16 protein-coding genes are annotated in these 19,140 nt (G+C 57.7%); 5 read left to right on the top strand and 11 right to left on the bottom strand.

All coding sequences use genetic code 11. From position 1 onward, the window contains the following. The first annotated feature begins 391 nt into the window (after positions 1-391). The 3 genes from L463_RS19450 to selB all read left to right on the top strand — a co-directional run bounded on the left by L463_RS19450 (position 392) and on the right by selB (position 4,324). Complete coding sequence (locus tag L463_RS19450; RefSeq protein ID WP_032103930.1) at positions 392-1,000, top strand: glutathione S-transferase; 609 nt, start codon at positions 392-394, stop codon at positions 998-1,000. 103 nt (positions 1,001-1,103) lie between these two features. After that, positions 1,104-2,489: an L-seryl-tRNA(Sec) selenium transferase gene (gene selA / locus L463_RS19455; RefSeq protein ID WP_023304616.1), complete on the top strand. Its 1,386-nt coding sequence runs from the start codon at positions 1,104-1,106 to the stop codon at positions 2,487-2,489. Then, entirely contained in the window at positions 2,486-4,324 is a 1,839-nt protein-coding gene (gene selB, locus L463_RS19460; protein ID WP_032103931.1) for a selenocysteine-specific translation elongation factor, read from the top strand. The genes selA and selB overlap by 4 nt, the downstream gene beginning before the upstream one ends. 3 nt (positions 4,325-4,327) lie before the next feature. Here selB and L463_RS19465 read toward each other — a convergent pair whose 3' ends face one another. Next, positions 4,328-5,212, bottom strand: coding sequence for an ROK family protein (locus L463_RS19465; protein WP_015572761.1), 885 nt, complete (start codon positions 5,210-5,212; stop codon positions 4,328-4,330). 166 nt (positions 5,213-5,378) lie between these two features. Between L463_RS19465 and aldB the strand changes: the two genes are divergently transcribed. Further along, positions 5,379-6,917 (top strand): aldehyde dehydrogenase AldB, encoded by a 1,539-nt coding sequence (gene aldB / locus L463_RS19470; protein ID WP_006808612.1) that lies wholly within the window; start codon positions 5,379-5,381, stop codon positions 6,915-6,917. Between the two features lie 137 nt (positions 6,918-7,054). On the opposite strand, the gene L463_RS19475 is transcribed toward aldB, so the two are convergent. After that, the gene (locus L463_RS19475) at positions 7,055-9,004 is read right to left on the bottom strand and encodes a glycoside hydrolase family 127 protein (RefSeq protein WP_032103932.1); all 1,950 of its coding nucleotides are present in this window, start codon (positions 9,002-9,004) and stop codon (positions 7,055-7,057) included. A gap of 10 nt (positions 9,005-9,014) precedes the next feature. Beyond that, positions 9,015-10,415, bottom strand: coding sequence for an MFS transporter (locus L463_RS19480; protein ID WP_017693791.1), 1,401 nt, complete (start codon positions 10,413-10,415; stop codon positions 9,015-9,017). 225 nt (positions 10,416-10,640) lie between these two features. Between L463_RS19480 and L463_RS19485 the strand changes: the two genes are divergently transcribed. Next, on the top strand, positions 10,641-11,459 hold the full coding sequence (locus tag L463_RS19485) for an AraC family transcriptional regulator (RefSeq protein WP_032103934.1): 819 nt from the start codon (positions 10,641-10,643) through the stop codon (positions 11,457-11,459). Here the strand turns inward: L463_RS19485 and araD are convergent, their stop codons facing one another. The 8 genes from araD to yiaK form a co-directional block, all read right to left on the bottom strand. Further along, positions 11,460-12,155 (bottom strand): L-ribulose-5-phosphate 4-epimerase, encoded by a 696-nt coding sequence (araD, locus tag L463_RS19490; protein ID WP_032103935.1) that lies wholly within the window; start codon positions 12,153-12,155, stop codon positions 11,460-11,462. It abuts the gene before it with no gap. Then, positions 12,149-13,009, bottom strand: a complete 861-nt coding sequence (locus L463_RS19495; protein WP_017693794.1) for an L-ribulose-5-phosphate 3-epimerase — start codon at positions 13,007-13,009, stop codon at positions 12,149-12,151. The genes araD and L463_RS19495 overlap by 7 nt, the downstream gene beginning before the upstream one ends. A gap of 2 nt (positions 13,010-13,011) precedes the next feature. Next, complete coding sequence (gene ulaD, locus L463_RS19500) at positions 13,012-13,665, bottom strand: 3-keto-L-gulonate-6-phosphate decarboxylase UlaD (protein ID WP_015572757.1); 654 nt, start codon at positions 13,663-13,665, stop codon at positions 13,012-13,014. Further along, complete coding sequence (locus L463_RS19505; RefSeq protein WP_032103936.1) at positions 13,662-15,167, bottom strand: FGGY-family carbohydrate kinase; 1,506 nt, start codon at positions 15,165-15,167, stop codon at positions 13,662-13,664. The genes ulaD and L463_RS19505 overlap by 4 nt, the downstream gene beginning before the upstream one ends. A 76-nt stretch (positions 15,168-15,243) precedes the next feature. After that, on the bottom strand, positions 15,244-16,563 hold the full coding sequence (locus tag L463_RS19510; protein WP_032103937.1) for an MFS transporter: 1,320 nt from the start codon (positions 16,561-16,563) through the stop codon (positions 15,244-15,246). Positions 16,564-16,608: 45 nt separating this feature from the next. Continuing rightward, positions 16,609-17,535: a DUF4862 family protein gene (locus L463_RS19515; protein ID WP_032103938.1), complete on the bottom strand. Its 927-nt coding sequence runs from the start codon at positions 17,533-17,535 to the stop codon at positions 16,609-16,611. 26 nt (positions 17,536-17,561) lie between these two features. Next, positions 17,562-18,029 (bottom strand): YhcH/YjgK/YiaL family protein, encoded by a 468-nt coding sequence (locus L463_RS19520; protein WP_015572753.1) that lies wholly within the window; start codon positions 18,027-18,029, stop codon positions 17,562-17,564. Between the two features lie 10 nt (positions 18,030-18,039). After that, positions 18,040-19,038: a 3-dehydro-L-gulonate 2-dehydrogenase gene (gene yiaK / locus L463_RS19525; protein WP_015572752.1), complete on the bottom strand. Its 999-nt coding sequence runs from the start codon at positions 19,036-19,038 to the stop codon at positions 18,040-18,042. Positions 19,039-19,140 lie beyond the last annotated feature (102 nt).

The raw sequence follows: 19,140 nt of genomic DNA, 5'->3' as shown, positions 1-19,140 counted from the left end.
TTATCGTTAATGTGCGGCGGCAGAGGTAGCCGGGCCCTGTTCTGATGCTGTGAAATTTGGCACTGAATCGTTCAACTGTCCAGACAGTGAAATTTTGTGTGATCTGAATCACATGAATGTAGGGGGTGAGGACATTAATGAAGTGATCGCGATCACATAACGAGTGTGTAAAAAAAATACATCGCTCAGAATTACGCCAAAATGGGCAGTGTTTTGTGATTTGCATCACAATGTTAAGTTGGTTGTTTGTTTCCAGATTGTGATTTGATTCACAAAATATTTTTATGCAGATTTCTCCCGTATCCCCTCATGGCAGGAATGCGATACGCATACCTGCCTTTTTCCACGGCTTGATCCATACTGACCTCTTTATGGGCATTAAGGATAAGCAATGAAACTCATCGGCAGTTATACCAGTCCTTTCGTGCGTAAGATTTCGATTCTCCTGCTGGAGAAAGGGATTGAATTTGAATTCGTGAATGAACAGCCCTACAACGCAGAGAACGGCGTTGCGCAGTACAACCCGCTGGGGAAAGTCCCGGCGCTGGTAACGGACGAGGGCGACTACTGGTTTGATTCCCCGATCATTGCGGAGTACATCGAGCTGCTTGGCGTTGCGCCAGCCATGCTGCCGGCGGACCCAAAAACAGCGCTGGTGATGAAGCAAATTGAAGCCCTGGCGGATGGCATTATGGATGCGGCATTGACGTCCGTACGCGAGCAGGCAAGGCCCGCCGCCCAGCAGTCAGAAAATGAGCTGCTACGCCAGCGCGAAAAAATCAGCCGCAGCCTGGATATGTGCGAACAGCTGATCCGCGACGGGAAAATTCAGAGCGATAGCCTGAATCTGGCGACGATCGCCATCGCCTGCGCCATTGGCTACCTCAATTTCCGCCGCGTCTCGCCGGGCTGGTGCGTGGATCGTCCGCTGCTGGTCAAACTGGCGGAGACGCTCTTCCAGCGCGAAAGTTTTGCCCGGACTGAACCGCCAAAGGCTTGATGCGGGTTATAACACTTCCTGGCGGGAGGCGGTACAATCCCCCCACATGTTAACTCCCTCTCCCGTCGGGAGGGGGGAAGATATTTACTCGCCAGGCGCATTCATGACTACTCATCATTCCCTCTACAGCCAGATCCCCGCTACCGATCGTCTGCTTCGTGACCCGCGCATCACTGCGGTGCTGGAGCAGTTTGGCCATACTGCAACGGTCGACATGCTACGCCAGCTTCAGGACGATGCGCGTCGCCATATTCAGGCTGAGAACGCGCTACCCGGCTGGTGCGTGGCGTGGGAGCAGGAAGTTGAACGCAGGCTGAGCAAGCACGGGCAAAGCGCGTTGCGCCCGGTTATTAACCTGACAGGCACGGTTCTGCACACCAATCTGGGCCGGGCACAGCAGGCCGAAGAGGCAACAGAGGCCGTCACCCGTGCCATGCGCTCGCCGGTGACGCTGGAGTACGATCTGGACGGCGCCGGGCGTGGGCATCGCGATCGCGCACTGGCGGATCTTCTCTGCCAGATCACCGGCGCGGAAGATGCCTGCATTGTGAATAACAACGCGGCGGCGGTGCTGTTAATGCTGGCGGCCACCGCGAGCGGAAAAGAGGTTGTCGTCTCTCGCGGCGAGCTGGTGGAGATCGGCGGGGCGTTTCGTATTCCGGACGTCATGCGCCAGGCGGGCTGCACGCTGCATGAAGTGGGCACAACTAACCGTACCCATGCAAAAGATTATCGCGCGGCGGTGAATGAAAACACCGCCCTGCTGATGAAAGTGCATACCAGCAATTACCACATTGAGGGTTTCACCAAAACGGTGGAAGAGGCCGAACTGGCCGCCATCGGGCGCGAGCTAAACGTGCCGGTGATTGCCGATCTCGGCAGCGGGTCGCTGGTGGATATGCGCCAGTACGGTCTGCCGAAAGAGCCCATGGTGCAGGAAATGGTTGCCGCGGGCGTAAGCCTGGTCAGTTTCTCCGGTGATAAATTGCTGGGCGGGCCGCAGGCGGGGATTATCGTCGGCAGGCGCGAGCTGATTGCGCAGCTACAGCAGCACCCGCTGAAGCGCGCCCTGCGTGCCGATAAAATGACGCTGGCCGCGCTGGAAGCCACGCTGCGGCTCTATCTCCACCCGGAGAAACTGGCTGACCGCCTGCCCACGTTGCGTTTGCTAAGCCGTGATGCGGCCTCCATTCGCGCGCAGGCGGAAGCGCTACTGCCGCAGGTTGCTCCTCATTACCCTGAGTTTGACGTTCGTATCGAGCCTTGCCTGTCGCAAATTGGCAGCGGCTCGCTGCCGGTGGACAGGTTACCGAGCGAAGCGCTGACGTTCACCCCGCGCGACGGACGCGGAAGCCAGCTTGAGGCGCTGTCGGCGCGCTGGCGCGCATTACCGACGCCGGTGATTGGCCGGATCGGTGACGGGCGCATGTGGCTGGATTTACGCTGTCTGGAAGATGAAGTGCGGTTTCTGGAGATGATGTTGAAATGATTATTGCCACCGCCGGTCATGTTGACCACGGCAAAACCACGTTATTGCAGGCCATTACGGGCGTGAATGCCGATCGCCTGCCGGAAGAGAAAAAGCGCGGCATGACCATTGACCTGGGTTACGCCTACTGGCCGCAGCCCGACGGTCGCGTGCTGGGCTTTATCGACGTGCCCGGCCACGAGAAGTTTCTTTCCAATATGCTCGCGGGCGTGGGCGGGATCGATCACGCCCTGCTGGTGGTCGCGTGCGATGACGGGGTGATGGCGCAAACGCGCGAGCATCTGGCGATCCTCCAGCTGACGGGAAACCCGCAGTTGACCGTCGCCCTCACCAAAGCGGACCGTGTGGATGAGGCGCGTATCGACGAGGTGCGTGAAGAGGTGCTGGCGGCGCTGAGTGAATACGGTTTTAAGGATGCGTCACTGTTTGTCACCGTGGCGACAGAAGGCCGCGGTATCGACGCTCTTCGCGACCATTTGCAGCAGATCCCGTCTCGTGAACATGCCAGCCATCACCGCTTCCGTCTGGCGATCGACAGGGCATTTACCGTGAAAGGGGCTGGGCTGGTGGTGACCGGCACCGCGCTGAGCGGCGAAGTGAACGTGGGCGATACCCTGTGGCTGACGGGCGTGAACAAACCGATGCGCGTGCGCGGGCTTCACGCGCAAAACCAGCCGGTGGAACAGGCCCACGCCGGGCAGCGTATCGCCCTGAATATTGCCGGTGATGCCGAAAAAGACCAGCTTAACCGCGGCGACTGGCTGCTGGCCGACGCGCCGCCGGAGCCTTCTGAACGGATCATCGTTTCTCTCCAGACCCATAATCCGCTGACCCAGTGGCAGCCGCTGCATATCCACCACGCGGCCAGCCACATCACCGGACGCGTGTCGCTGCTGGAAAACGATCTCGCCGAACTGGTGTTCGACTCCCCGCTCTGGCTGGCGGATAACGACCGCCTGGTTCTGCGCGATATTTCGGCGCGGGAAACGCTGGCGGGCGCGCGCGTGGTCATGCTGGATCCGCCCCGTCGCGGCAAGCGTAAGCCCGAGTATTTACAGTGGCTGGCCGCACTGGCCCAGGCCCGCGATGATAAGTCTGCGTTAGATATCCACCTTGAGCGTGGTGCGGTGAATCTGGCGGCGTTCGCCTGGGCGCGCCAGCTCAGCGGCGAAGGATTGCGTCTTCTGACGCAGGAGCCAGGTTTTATTCAGGCCGGCAACAGCCTGCTGAACGCGCCGGTGGCGGCGCGCTGGCAGCGCAAAGTGCTGAGCACGCTGGCGACCTACCATGAACAGCATCAGGATGAGCCCGGTCCGGGTCGTGAACGTCTGCGGCGCATGGCGTTGCCCATGGAAGACGACGCGCTGGTGCTGTTGCTGATTGAAAACATGCGTGAAAGCGGCGTGATTGCAAGTCATCACGGCTGGCTGCACCTGCCGGAGCACAAGGCCGGTTTTACCGCTGAGCAGGACGCGGTCTGGCAAAAAGTGGCGGCGCTGTTTGGCGATGAACCGTGGTGGGTGCGCGATCTGGCGCGTGAAACCAATACCGATGAGCAGCTGATGCGTCAGGTACTGCGCCATGCGGCGCAGCAGGGGATGATTGTGGCGATCGTGAAAGATCGTTATTACCGCAACGATCGGATCGTGGCATTTGCGAACCTGATCCGGGAGCTGGATCAGGCGCGCGGATCAACCTGCGCCGCAGACTTCCGCGATCGGCTGAACGTAGGACGCAAACTGGCGATTCAGATCCTGGAGTATTTCAACCGCATCGGGTTTACGCGTCGTCGTGGCAATGACCATGTGCTACGCGACGCGCAGTTATTTCCCTAAGCGTTAAGCGCTGCGCGCCTGCTTCTGCTTAGCCAGCCAGACCGCACCCAGCCTTCCCGCCTGGTTACCCAGCTCGCAGGGAAGGATGGGCACCCGGAGCGCTTCCCACTCCTCGAATCGCTGTAGGTATTTATCCAGCAGGAGATAGATTTTCTCCTGCTCGCTAATGCCGCCGCCAATCAGCACCGCCTGCGGATCAAACATGGAGATCACGCTGTAGATGCCCCGCGAGAGGAAATGCGCCCACTCTTCTATGGCCTCACGCAGATGCACGTCGCTGTCCATGCGTCTAAACAGCTCCTCACCGTCAGGCATCTCATCTTCCGACACGGCCAGCGCGCGGCGGCAGGCTTTCATCAGGCCGCTGGCGGACGCCACTTCGTGCATCGGCTCGCCGTTGTTGCCAACGGGCAGCACGCCAAACTCACCCGCCCGGTAGTGCGACCCACGGTAGAGATCGCCCTCCATGACGATACCGCCGCCGATGCCGGTGCCGATGGTGATGCAGACAAAATGCTCATAATCCTTACCGGCGCCCTGCCAGCGTTCGCCCAGCGCCGCGCAGTTGGCGTCATTTTCGGTTGTTACGGGGAGATCGGTCAGCTGTGCGAAAAGCTCGCACAGGTTTTCACCGTCAAGGTAATCCAGCGCCCCGGCCTTGGCCGCTTCGCCGGTATGGTGATTGATGTGGCCCGGAAAACTCACGCCGATGCCGACGATCTCATGCTCCTGGCGGTACTTATCCACCACCGCTTTCCATTTCTGTTTGAAGGTGCTTTCATCGTCAGGCGTATCATATTCATCGGATGTCAGTTCTTCGCCGTTTTCGTTGATCACGCCGTGTTTGATGTGGGTTCCGCCCACGTCAAAGCCGATAAATAGCTGCATTGCATTGTTCCTCATGAGCCCCTGAGCTATTAAGTATGGCTCCGGCGGCAGAAACGAAACGTAAAGTACGGTAATCCGTGATACGGCTCGTAAACCCGTTACCGACTGGCGAGAAAATCACCAGCCGGAACTACCCTTGTTGTACACCTACTGCAAGGAGACGGTCATGACAAACAATCCTCCCTCATCGCGTATCCAGCCAGGCGAGTATGGTTTTCCTCTTAAGCTGAAGCCCCGCTATGACAACTTCATCGGCGGCGACTGGGTGGCGCCCGTCGACGGTGAGTACTATTCCAACCTGACGCCCGTTACCGGCCAGCCGCTGTGTGAAATTGCCAGTTCGGGCAAGCGGGATATCGATTTAGCGCTGGATGCGGCGCATAAGGCGAAAGATAAGTGGGGACAAACGTCCGTTCAGGACAGAGCGGCCATTTTGTTCAAAATCGCCGATCGGATGGAGCAGAATCTGGAGCTGCTGGCGACCGCGGAAACGTGGGACAACGGCAAGCCGATCCGGGAAACCATGGCGGCGGACGTGCCGCTGGCGATTGACCATTTCCGCTATTTTGCGTCCTGCATTCGTGCCCAGGAGGGGGGAATAAGTGAAGTTGACAAAGATACCGTGGCGTATCACTTCCACGAGCCGCTCGGCGTGGTGGGGCAAATTATTCCGTGGAACTTCCCGCTGCTGATGGCGAGCTGGAAAATGGCGCCCGCGCTGGCGGCGGGTAACTGCGTGGTGCTGAAACCTGCACGCTTAACGCCGCTTTCGGTACTGCTGCTGATGGAGGTGATTGGCGACCTGTTGCCGCCGGGGGTCATTAACGTGGTCAACGGGGCCGGGGGAGAGATCGGCGAATATCTGGCTACTTCAAAGCGTATTGCCAAAGTGGCGTTTACCGGCTCAACGGAAGTGGGTCAGCAGATCATGCAGTACGCGACCCAGAACATCATTCCGGTCACCCTGGAGCTGGGCGGGAAATCGCCGAACATCTTCTTTGCCGACGTGATGGATGAAGAGGACGCCTTCTTCGACAAAGCGCTGGAAGGGTTTGCGCTGTTCGCGTTCAACCAGGGTGAAGTCTGCACCTGTCCGAGCCGCGCGCTGGTGCAGGAATCCATTTATGAGCGCTTTATGGAGCGGGCGATCCGGCGCGTGGAGTCGATTCGCAGCGGTAATCCGCTGGATAACGTCACCCAGATGGGAGCGCAGGTATCGCATGGCCAGCTGGAAACCATCCTCAACTATATTGATATCGGTAAAAAAGAGGGGGCCGATGTGTTGACCGGCGGTCGTCGTAAGGTGCTGGGCGGCGATTTGCAGGAGGGTTACTACCTTGAGCCGACCATCCTGTTCGGTAAGAACAACATGCGCGTTTTCCAGGAGGAAATTTTTGGACCGGTGCTGGCCGTCACCACGTTTAAAACCATGGACGAGGCGCTGGAGCTCGCCAACGACACGCAGTATGGCCTGGGGGCGGGCGTCTGGAGTCGTAACGGTAATCTGGCCTATAAAATGGGCCGCGGCATTCAGGCCGGACGCGTATGGACAAACTGCTATCACGCCTATCCGGCTCATGCGGCGTTTGGCGGCTACAAGCAGTCGGGCATCGGGCGTGAAACCCATAAGATGATGCTGGAGCACTACCAGCAAACGAAATGTCTGTTAGTCAGCTACTCCGATAAACCGCTGGGGCTGTTTTAATCTCCGGGCTCAGGCCGTTCCGGGTGGGGTGACCTGAGCCGGGTTAAAGCCGGGTGGCGGCTTCGCCTTACCCGGCCTACTTTTTACTCCCTCTCCCGTGGGAGAGGGCTGGGGTGAGGGCAACAGGCCGCAGTTATTCAGCTTTCATCCACCCATATCCGCATTTCCCCTTCTCCCCGGTTTGCCCAGCTGTACCACGGAATAAAGGTCAGCGTCCGGGGCTGACGTTCTACCGGCGAGTGGTCGTACTGCCACAGGGCATCAGTGCCCTTCGCCTGACACCCGATCCCTTCCGCCTGTATCAGCATCTTGTGCGCGAAAATGCCTTTGCCTTCGAAAACCCGAAACGCGCTGTCCTGGGGCAAAGAAAGGTTATGCAGATTTGCGCCGTTATCGGCTTCTTCCAGGCAGTAAACCAGCGGTCCACGCTGCAATGCGACTTTCCCCGCCTGCTGGCGCACTTGCGGGTTGCCGTACACGCGGCGGACCGGCATCGGTAACGTCAGCGTCAGCGTGTCGCCTTCCTGCCAGCTTCGGTTGAGGTATAAGTATCCACGGGAGACCTCGCCTGTAATGGCCTGACCATTGAGCGAAACAGCCGGTTCCGCACACCAGTCCGGCAGCCTCAGGGCCAGCGTGTGAATCACCGGAACTGGTGAGGTAATCTCGATTTTCACCTGCTCATGCCACGGATAGTTCCCGCTAATCCGCAGCTGGAGGATGTTATCCCCAACCGGAATGGCGACGTCGTTCCCCACGTACAGGTTGATCAACAGCGCGTCCGGGCGAACGGTATAAATGTAGTGCCCCAGCGAGGTCAGCACGCGCGCAATATTCGGCGGGCAACAGGCGCAGCCGAACCAGCGCTGGCGCACCGGTTTGACGTGGTCATAGATATGGTTAAAGGCCAGGGTTTTCGGGTGCACTTCCAGCGGATTCACATAAAAGAAATGCTTACCATCCAGCGCCATGCCGCCCAGCACCGTGTTGTACAGCGCGCGCTCCATCACGTCGGCGTAGTGGCCGTCCGCCTCCATCTCCAGCATCCGGCGGGCAAACATCATCAGGCCGATGGAGGCGCAGCTTTCGGCGTAGACCGTATCGTTGGGCAGATCGTAATCGCTGCTGAACGCCTCGCCGCTGCTTTGGGAGCCAATCCCGCCGGTGATGTACAGCTGGCGCTGTGCCATGTTGTTCCACAGCCGCAGGCAATCCTGACGTTTCCCCTCGTCGCTGCTCAGGCGCGCCAGATGTGCCATGCCCGCCATCAGATAGACAAAACGCACGGCGTGGCCGATGGCCGTTTGTTGTTCCGCAAGGGGCAGATGCGCCTGGCTGTAAGCTTTGTCCTTGACCATCCACGCCGGGCCATAGGTGTTCCAGTATGACGTTCTGCCGCGCTTCTCGTATTCGATATCGTAGAAGTGAGGCTGCGCGCCGCGTTCCTCAATAAAGTATTTCACCAGATTGAGATAGCGTTGCTCCTGCGTGACGTCGTACAGCCGCATCAGCGCCAGCTCGATTTCCGGGTGGCCAGGGTAACCGTGCAGCTGGTTTTCGCCCGGGCCAAACACGCTGTCGATATGATCCGCCAGCATGCACACCACGTCCAGCAGGCGGCGCTTTCCGGTTCCCTGGAAATACGCCACGCCCGCTTCAATCATATGTCCGGCGCAGTACAGTTCGTGGCATTCGGCCAGATTGGTCCAGCGCTCGGCCGGTGCTTTCACCGTGAAATAGGTATTGAGATAGCCATCTTCGCACTGCGCCGCTGCGACCAGCTCGATCACCTCGTCGGCGGTTTTTTCCAGTTCAGCATCCGGCTTCTGGCACAGCGACCACGCCACGGCTTCGAGCCATTTCGCCACGTCGCTGTCCTGAAAGACCATCCCGTAGAACTCCCCCTGTTCCAGACCGGCGGCGATGCGGAAGTTGGCGATGGCGTGGCTGGGTTCGGCCTCCGCCACGCGATCGTTAAGCGCATCCCACTGGTAGGGGATCACCACATCGCGGACCAGCCGTTGGTACTGACCAAGAAACGGGTCGTTGATTTTCAGCTGATGCAGGTCGGCTTCCATTATGGTCATATTGTTCTCCTCAGGACTGTACATGACGCTGGCGCAAATCGGTGGCAATGCGCGACATCACGGGATTGTTAAGCCTGCACCAGCGGATAGCGACCGCCAGCAGCAGGTGGAAAAGGGCAGGAAGCAGCGTCTCCATGGCGGTGATGCCCTGCAATGAGGCGGGTGTCTGGTTACCTGCGCCTGGCTGATAGGCCACGGCAATAAACACCAGGCTGATGATCCCGGCGCTGGATGCCCACGCGAGCTTGATGAAAAACAGATTGAAGGCGAAGTTCATCCCCGATGAGCGCACGCCGGTTTTCCATTCGCCGTAGTCATCGGCAAAGGCCATCAGCGAGAAGTGCAGCGGCAGGGTAAAGCCCAGGATAACGCCGTTACTTAAAATCACGATCAGCCAGAGCGTCTGGTGCGCCGGGCCACCCGGCAGGAACCACATTCCCACCGCAAGCGCAGCGAGTATCAGGTTGGTGTAGTAGTAGAGTTTGACGGTATCAATCCGCCGCGACAGCGGACTGACGATCACCGCGCCCAGAATAGCGGCAAAGGTCACCATGGTGAAAAACAGCGAGGTGTACGCCGTGCTGCCCTGAAGCACGTAGGTGATGAAGTACATGTATCCGCCGCCGCGAATGTTGAAGACGTTGATCAGCAGAAACGACATCACCAGCATCAGCAGCAGCTGATCGTTTTTCCGCAGGCCCGCCAGGTGCTCGCGCAGGGTGAATTTACCCATCAGCGCAAGCGGGACGCGCTCGCGCACCCAGAAGAAGCAGCACAGGAACATCACCACGGCGATGGTGCACAGCACGCCGACGCCCAGCTGATAACCCCGGGCGGTATTGCCCTGTCCCAGTTCTGACACCAGCCACGGCAAGCCAACGGAGACCAGAAAGCCCGCCACGCCGCACAGTACGAAGCGCCAGGACTGGCAGGATATAACCTCGTTGTGGCGGGTGGTCATGGTGTTGATCAGCGCGCAATATGGCACGTTGATGGCGGTATAGCCCACTGAAAGCAACAGATAGGTGCCGAACGCCCAGGCGATTTTCACGCCCATACTGGCGTCCGGGACGGTGAAGGTCAGCACGCCGACGATCCCGATGGGAAGCGCGACCCACAGCTGCCAGGGACGAAAACGCCCCCAGCGGCTCTGCGTGCGGTCGGCAATCACGCCCATCACCGGATCGGAAATCGCGTCAAATACCCGAAGGGCAATAAACAGCGTGCCCACCAGCGCGGGCGTCAGGCCAAATACATCGGTATAGAAAAAGGTCAGAAAGTTCATGATCAGGCAGGTAATTACCGTGCCGCCCGCGTCGCCCAGGCCGTAGCCAATTTTCTCGCGGACTGACAGCCGGTCATCGGCTGCCTGTTTTGCAACTTCTGCGTCTGTAATCGGTGTGGAAGTCATGGGGTAACTCCTCGATAAACGATTTTTTATCGTATTTGTGCAAGGTACCCCATTTATTCTGCATTCAACGGGCAGACCAACAAGGGAAGGGAAAAGTATAAAAAGGTGACGATTCCGACCTGATGGTGAAACTGTGAGTTTGATCGAGCCGTTCTGCTGATATTTATTAATAATCAAGGGATAAAGAAAATATTAGCCACCAAAAAAGCGGAAAAATGAATATCCATGCTTGAATTATCCATAGCACTTCCGATTAGAGTTCAAAATGGCGGGTTATTTATCTCTCGGGGCGTGGGCCGTCATCCCGCACGAAAATTATCTTCGTGGGAGATAATTTTTGTCGAAAAAGGGACATTAACGATCCAGGAGGAAAATACGCTGTTTGAGGTAAACGCTGGCGAGAGTTTATTACTTTGGCCGAAGCGGCGGCATGTCGGCGTGGAAGATTTTCCGGGCGATCTCAAATTTTACTGGCTGCATTTTGAGGTGGATGAACGCTTGCCGGTGTTGCCAGGCGCGACGTCGCTGTCGATTGAGCAACACTGTAGCGTGCGGGATCCGCAATATGTTATTGCGTTATTCCGTCAGTTTTTAAGCGAGCAGGAAAAATTACAGCGTAGCCAGGCGCTGGAGATAATTTTGCTGTTAATTTTGCAGCAGATATCGCTCTCGCCGGGATATGAAGATAAAGCGGATGATGCGGGCGCGGCAATGGCATGGAAGGCCAAGCAGCTTATCCGCACGCACTTTCATTTGCCCCTGTCCACTTCGCAGCTGGCGAAAGAACTGCACTGCAACGCAGATTACCTGGGGCGAGTATTTCGTCGGACGTTTCATTTAACCCTGACGGAGGCAATTCACCGCCAGCGCGTCAGGGCCGCTGAAAAACTGCTGCTGAACGATGCGGCCTCATTAACTGAAGTGGCCGCCCGGTGCGGTTTTAATGACGTGGGTTATTTCCGGCAAATATTCTCAAAACATACCGGGTTAACGCCCGCCGTCTGGAAACGGCGGTACTGTAAAGAGCATATTAATTCCGGATGATCACTGGCCGTAATAGGCATTTGCGCCATGCTTGCGCAGGTAATGCTTATCCAGCAATTCCTGCTGCATAACCGGAAGCTGAGGTGCAAGCTGGCGCGAGAAAAGCCCCATATAGGCGCACTCTTCCAGCACCACGGCATTGTGTACCGCATCGGCAGCGTCTTTGCCCCAGGCAAACGGGCCGTGAGAATGAACCAGCACCGCCGGGACCTGCATCGGGCTTATGTCGCGCTCCTCGAAGGTTTTGATAATGACTTCCCCCGTCTGGTATTCATATTCACCCGCGATTTCAGCCGAGGTCATCAGCCGCGTGCAGGGGATCGCACCGTAGAAATAGTCCGCGTGCGTCGTGCCCCACGCGGGTAAATCCTGCCCCGCCTGCGACCAGATGGTGGCGTGGCGGGAATGGGTATGCACGATGCCGCCAATTTCCGGGTAACGACGATACAGCGCGAGATGGGTCGGGGTGTCGGAGGAGGGCTTTTTACTCCCCTCGACCACTTTACCCGTGGCGATATTTACCACCACCATATCTTCTGCGGTCATCACGTCGTACTCCACGCCGGATGGTTTGATCACCATCATGCCGCTGGCACGGTCAACCGCGCTGACGTTGCCCCAGGTGAACGTCACCAGCTGGTGGGCGGGCAGGGCGAGATTTGCCGCCAGCACCTCGGCTTTGAGTTGTTCTAACATGTCATGCCTCCTTCCTGCATTCGGGCTTCAATCCAGCGGCGCGCCTGGATGATCTCCAGCACCGGCTCTTTGGCTTTCTCGGTCCACATTTCAATCAGAAATGCGCCGCGATAATTAAGTTGATTCAGCGTGTTAAACACGCCAACGAAATCGACGCAGCCCTCGCCAAACGGCACGTCGCGGAACTGTCCGGGGCTTTGCTCGGTAACGGGCCGGGTATCTTTCAGGTGGATAGCGGCGATGCGGTCAATGCCCAGCGTCAGCTCGGCGGTGACGTCGTTGCCCCACGCGCTCAGGTTGCCGACGTCCGGGTAAACGCTGAACCACGGCGAGGCGAGCATGTCGTCCCACTTTTTCCACTTGCTGATGGAGTTCATAAACGCAGTGTCCATGATCTCTACCGCCAGCATTACCTGCGCGGCGGCAGCCTGCTCTACGGCCCACGCCAGCCCTTCGGCAAAGCGCTGTTGCGTGCCCTCATCGTGCTCCTCGTAGTACACGTCATAACCCGCAAGCTGGATGGTGCGAATACCCAAATCACGGGCCAGCCGGATGGCTTTGGTCATGATCTCGCGGGCGCGTTCGCGCACGATTTCATCGCGGCTGCCAAACGGGAAGCGACGATGGGCAGACAAGCACATCGACGGGATGGCCACGCCGGTCTCCAGCATCGCTTCCACAAGAGAGGCGCGCTGCGTGGTACTCCATTCAAGGCGCGATAAACGCTCGTCGGTCTCATCCACCGACATCTCCACAAAATCGAAGCCGCAGCTTTTTGCCAGAACCAGGCGCTCCGGCCAGGAGAGATCTTTTGGCAGCGCTTTTTCGTAAATGCCTAACGGATGCTGACGCATGGTTACTCTCCCCAGATGTCGCGGATTTGCGAATGGAATGCTTGTGCCACCTGCGGCGGATTATCGGCGCCTGCCAGCGCGCGCCCGGCAATGAAGGCTTTGACGTTGATCTGCTTAAACAGCGACAGGTCAGCGGGGGTGATACCGCCAGTTATAGAAAGCTGCAAACCGATATCGGACAGCGCCTTCATTTTGCTGAGATCCGCCTCACCCCACTGCTGGCCGCTGGCCTGTGCGTCGCGCCCGCGGTGGTAAATCGCCTGCTTCACCCCGATGCGATGCCACGCGCGCGCGTCGTCCAGCGTCCAGTTGCCAAACAGCTCCATCTGGATCTCGCCGCCGCCGCGCAGTGCGACCTCGTGGCCACGTTCAACGGTGGCCAGCGGGGCGGCACAGATGATGGTCATCCAGTTTGCGCCTGCGCCAAACGCCTGATCAGCCAGCGTTTCTCCGGCATCGGCGACTTTCCAGTCCGCCACGATAATTTTATCCGGGCACTGCGCACGCAGGGCGCGAACGGCGTTTAGCCCTTCGGTCAGGCATAGAATGGTGCCGGCTTCGACGATGTCGACGTGATCGGAAAGCGTCGCGACATCGCGCTGCGCGGCCTGAAGCGAGGTGTGGTCGAGCGCCAGCTGCAATAATGGTCGGCTCATAGGTCGTACTCCTTAACACGGGCGTGATAGCCCTGTAATGCTGAAATCAGTAGCTGGTAACGGTGATATTTGCGCTGGTAGGCGGCATGGGCACGCATGTCAGGTTCAATCATCCGGGTGTCATGCCTGAGGGCGCGCTGAGCGGCGTAAAAATCGGGATAGAGGCCTGTACCGACGAGCGCGGCCAGCGCCGCACCGGAACAGCCGGTCTCTTCCACCTGCGGGAGTTCAATCGCCAGGCCGCTGACGTCCGCGAGCATCTGCATCCACACGTCCGAATGGGTTGGGCCGCCCGTCACGCGCAGGGCCTGCACGTGGGGAAAGCGTTCGAGCATACGGTTGAGGTGGGTCATGTGGCTGAATACCACCCCTTCATAAACCGCCTGGAGGAGGTGCGCGCGGGTATGCAGCGCCTGCAAGCCATAGAAGCCGCTGGTCATCTCCAGCCCGGCGTTGCTGCCGTAGAGGAAAGGGAGGAAGAACACATCGCTTTCAGCTTTTGGCAGGCTGGCCACGGCGTGGTTAATCTCATCGAATGACATATCGCCCCATTGGGCCGTCAGCCATTCCAGGTTGCCGGACGACGTGGGGCTGGCTTCATGAACGATGAACTGCTGCGGATGGACGTAGCGGCCATAGACGTAGGGGAAAGGCTCGTTGTCGCGGATGCCGTGGGCAATCCCACTGGTTACGGCCCAGGTCCCCATTACGGCATTCAGCGTATGTTCGTCATGCAGCCCGGCGCAGATCGCGGTGGAAACCACATCAAACAGTCCACCAACGACGGGAGTACCCGCCGTGAGACCGGTCAGTGCGGCTGCCTGAGCGGTGATTTCCCCGCAAATTTCTGCTGAACCGATAATAGGCGGCAGGGCACCGTCAATGTCGCTGATGCCGAGCCAGCGCGTGAGCTGCGGATCGTACTGCCCGGTATTCATGTTGTAGAGATTGGATTCCGAGATGTTGCTCTCTTCGCAGCCTTTGACCCCGGTCAGACACCAGCGCAGGTAATCGTGCGCCATCATCACGCTGCCAATTTGCTGATACCGCTGAGGCTCGTTCTCTTTAACCCAGCGCAGGAGTGAGGCCGGATGCCCCGTCCACAGCGTCTGGCGAGTATGCGGATAGAGCTTTTCGGGTATACCGTCCTGCTGCCAGCGTTGTACGATCTCCAGCGCACGGCGATCGGAGGAGAGTATGGCGTTACCCAGGGGGCGATCCTGTTTATCGAGCAGAAACAGCCCCTTGCCCTGGGCTGAAATGCCAACGCCTTTGATCTGACCGCCGTCAGCGCCTGAATTTTTGAGCAGCAGGGCGACGGTTTTGTGGCAGTGCTGCCAGAGCTGGTGCATATCCCGCTCGGCGTAGCCGGCGCGTGGGCTGAGCGTGGCCACTGAGCGGCGTTCAATACAGACTTCTTTGCCCTGGCTGTTGTATAAACCGGCTTTCAGATAAGTACCGCCACAATCGATACCCAGCCAGAAGGGCTCTTTTTCACTCATCTTCTTCTCGCTTAATTGCCGGGTGGCGCTTCGCTTACCCGGCCTACGGTTTGGTTTAGTGGGTCAGGTGAGGGCCTCAGGCCGCACGTTTATGTGGAGTCACCGTGGGGTTGTGCTCTGCTCCGGCATCGCATTTCGCCGGTAACAGCAGGGCCAGCAGCGATGCCAGCGCCAGCGAAACTGCCAGGCAGTAAACGCCTGCGTCTTTGCTGTACAGGGTGATCAGTACGCCTACCGCATAAGGACCGCAGAACCCGCCGAGGTTGCCCAGGGCATTAATCACGCCGCGAGCGCCACCCGCCATCTCAGCGCTGAACAGACGCGCCGGTATGGTCCAGAACACCCCCGCTGCGGATTGCAGGAAGAAGCCACAGCCCACCAGCGCGGCATAGGCCAGCCAGGTGTGCTCTTTCAGCGCCACGGAGAGGAACATGCAGAGCGCAAAGCCAATCAATGGCAGGGAGACAAACAGCTTGCGCTTGCCGGTGCGGTCAGAGAGCGTAGAGAACAGGAACATGCCAGCAATGGCGCCGATGTAAGGCAGAATGGCGAGCATTCCCACCTGGCCGATGCTGGTGTGCGTCAGTTCTTTCAGAATGGTGGGCAGCCAGAGGGTGTAACCGTAAATGCCAGTCTGGTAGAAGAAGTTGAGGGCGATCAGCTGCCACATGGTTTTGTCAGACAGCACCGCGCTGAGCGAGGCGTTTTTCACCTCTTTACCCGCAATGGCCTGCTGCTCTGCCGCCAGGGTTTGTACCAGGTAGTTTTTCTCGGCCTCAGAGATCCAGCGTGCTTCCTGCGGTCGGTCGTAGACGGTGAACGCCCACAGCACTAGCACAACAACGGACATCAGACCTTCAATAATGAACAGCCAGCGCCAGTCGAGAGCGGTAATAATCCAGCCCGACAGCGGGGCGGTGATGATCCCGGCGATGGGCACGAACATGATCACAATCGCGTTGGCGCGGCCGCGCTCGGCATCCGGGAACCAGTTACTGATCATCGTGAGCACAACGGGCAGCATCCCACCTTCCGCCACGCCGAGTAAGAAGCGCAGTACCAGCAGCTGATACTGGTTGGTCACAAGCCCGGTCAGAACCGAGATCACCGCCCAGGCAACCAGCGACCAGCCGATAAACTTCTTACCGCTGCCGTGCACGGCAATTTTGCCGCCGGGAACTTGCAGGAACAAATAGCCGATAAAAAAGATCCCCCCCGCCAGGCCCGCCATCGTGGCGGAAATGCCCAGCTCTTCATCCATACCGCCGGGCATCGCAAAAGCTATATTTACGCGGTCCATATAGGAAATAATGCAGGCGATAAGAATAGGGGGAATGATCCTTAGCCAGCGCTGGCGCGGAATGTCCGCGTGTAGAGCATTAGAAGAAATATTCATAGTTAATATCTCATTGAAGGTAACCGGAAAATGTATTCTTTATTTTTATTGTGACGCTTTATTCATAGCGCTAATGCCGTCGCGCAAAATAGCGATGCGATGGCTGACGTCAGCATTAGCATTTATTTCCAGTAATTTAATACCGGAGAATTTCAATGTTGCGGCGCTCGCCGCAGTAAACAGCGTTTTTACATGTTCAGTGGACATGAGACTGTCGGCGCAGAACGAAGAAAACGGCGCGTGCAGATCCTGCCATTCTCCATACTCACCGTGAGGGGTCGTGCCCGAAAACATCAGCGCCCCCAGCTTCCCGGCAGCGAGTGCCGCCTGAACATGTTCCAGCGGAAGGGCGGTGTTGCGACCTTCGATGGCCGAACGTGCCCAGTTGATACAGACGCTGATATCGGTCTCTTTCACTACCTCCAGCACCTGCTCTAAGGGCAAGAACCCTTTACGCGGCGCCGGGCCATTCATCGCATCACAGTGTTCCAGCACCAGATCGCAGCCCCAGTCCCAGCTCGCGATTTCCCGTACCGAGCGGGAGAATGATTCTGTCGCTTGCTCGACAGAATCATTACCCGCCTGCGGTGCGGCCTGCATTTCCAGAGCGATCACTTTCCCGGGAAAGCGGGTGTTAACGGCATCAATCTTTTGATGCAGATGGCGGTAATATTCAATGCACGCTTTACGCTGTTCTTCGTCCGCGGACGCCAGGCCAAACGCGCCGTTGCTGCCGCGGCGGCGCATGGTTTCCATAACGGCTGTGACAACGATCTGCCAGTCGCCCGGCGTATGACGAAACAGCCATTCATCACCAAACGGATGGAGATTTTCAAGGCAAGGTTGTTCCAGCCCGCGAATATTTGGCGTGTCGGAAAGTTCCCGCCAGAAGGCGTATTCTTCCTGCTCCCCTTTCTGGTGAAATGAGGGTGCACAGGGGTACGCACCAATAATAAAACCGGTGTTGGTCATTTCGCATTCCTGTATTTATCAGAAAATTAATCTAATTCGCTGATGGCCACTTTCACCACAATTTTACGAATTGCGGATCCCTTGTTTTTAATACAGGCAGGACGGTGAACATCCTGCGGGAAAAATATGGCGTAACTGCCAGGTATCATTTCGATAAATGACTCATGTTCGCTGTCGTGATAAAAAATAATATCCCGTTGCTCCAGCAATGATTCGCTGATTTTGTTATTCCCGGTATCAATAGCAATACCGATTTTTTCTTCGCCCCAGGCCAGAAACTGGATATCCAGATAGCGGCGATGGACTTCAGGGCGGTTCTCGTGTTGTTCCTTTGTGGTGAGGTCGAGAACCTGGGCAAAAATGTTGCGGCCTTCAATTTCGATCACGCCCGGCGCCAGGGTGGTGAAATCCGTGGTACGCAGAAAATTAAGCGCCTTTTCTATCGCCAGCGGCAGGCGACATGGATTTGGCTGTGCAATATGTCCGAATATCATGACCCACTCCTTACAGAGACTGGATTTTCGCCCACACGCTGTCGTCAACCGTGATGCCGTTGCGGCGATTCTCCTCCAGCAGGCGTGTGAACTCATGGCCTGGCAGACGGACGGCGACATTTTCATCAGCGCGTTCTGCGGTGGTGATGAAGTCCATGATGCGCTGTAGTTTGGCATCGCGGGTTGGACCGTCGATCAGGCGATCCACTTCGATGGCGATAAAGATCTGCGATACGCCGTATTCGTCGCTGTTGTCCTGGGTCACTTCCGCGACGGACGCGCCGTCAGAGAGCAGGGTGGCGATCATGTCGAGCACAATCGACAAGCCGGAACCTTTCCAGTAGCCCATGGGCAGAATGCGACGGTTTTTCTCAATCACGCCCGGCTCTCTGGTCAGATTGCCTTCATCGTCAAAGCCGCCGTCTACCGGTAATTCGCGTCCGGCCAGGCGATTTACCTCCAGCATGCCGTAGGAGAACATCGACATCGACATATCGACCATGGTGATTGGATTCGACGGGATAGCGACGATCAGCGGGTTTGTGCCGATGCAGCATTCTTTTGATCCCCACGCGGGCATCACGGCAATAGAGTTGGTCCAGCAGATGCCGATATAGCCTTTCTCCGCCGCCTGCCAGCCGTAGCTGCCGCCGCGCATCCAGTGGTTAGCGTTACGCAGCGCCACCAGGCCGATCCCGTGATCGGACGCCAGCTCGGTAGCACGGTCCATCATCTTCTTCGCCGTCAGGTTGCCGATGGAACGCTGGGCATCCCACTGTTCGATGGCGCCTAATGTCGTTACGCGTTTCGGCTGGGCGTCAGGGATGATGTCGCCTGCGTCAAGCTGCTGAATAAATCGCGGGAAGCGGTTGACGCCGTGTGAATAAACGCCGGACTCCGTGGTGCGGGCGAACATCTCGGCGCAGGCGTCTGCGGTATCCGCTTTTACACCGCGATCGAGCAGAACCCGATTGAACGCCGCTTTCAACTCTTCGAAGGTCACTTTCATCCCTGTTCTCCTGTTTTTTTAGGGGCAAGTGCGAGTGCTTTTTTATCGCTAAATTTCACTATACGAAATCTGATTTCAAATATAACGATCAAATTTTGTCAG

The sequence above is a fragment of the Enterobacter sp. BIDMC 27 genome (assembly GCF_000534415.1).
GTDB classification, from domain to species: domain Bacteria; phylum Pseudomonadota; class Gammaproteobacteria; order Enterobacterales; family Enterobacteriaceae; genus Enterobacter; species Enterobacter hormaechei_C.
Note: the sequence above shows the minus strand (reverse complement) of the source record. Positions and strands in the feature narration are given on the sequence as shown.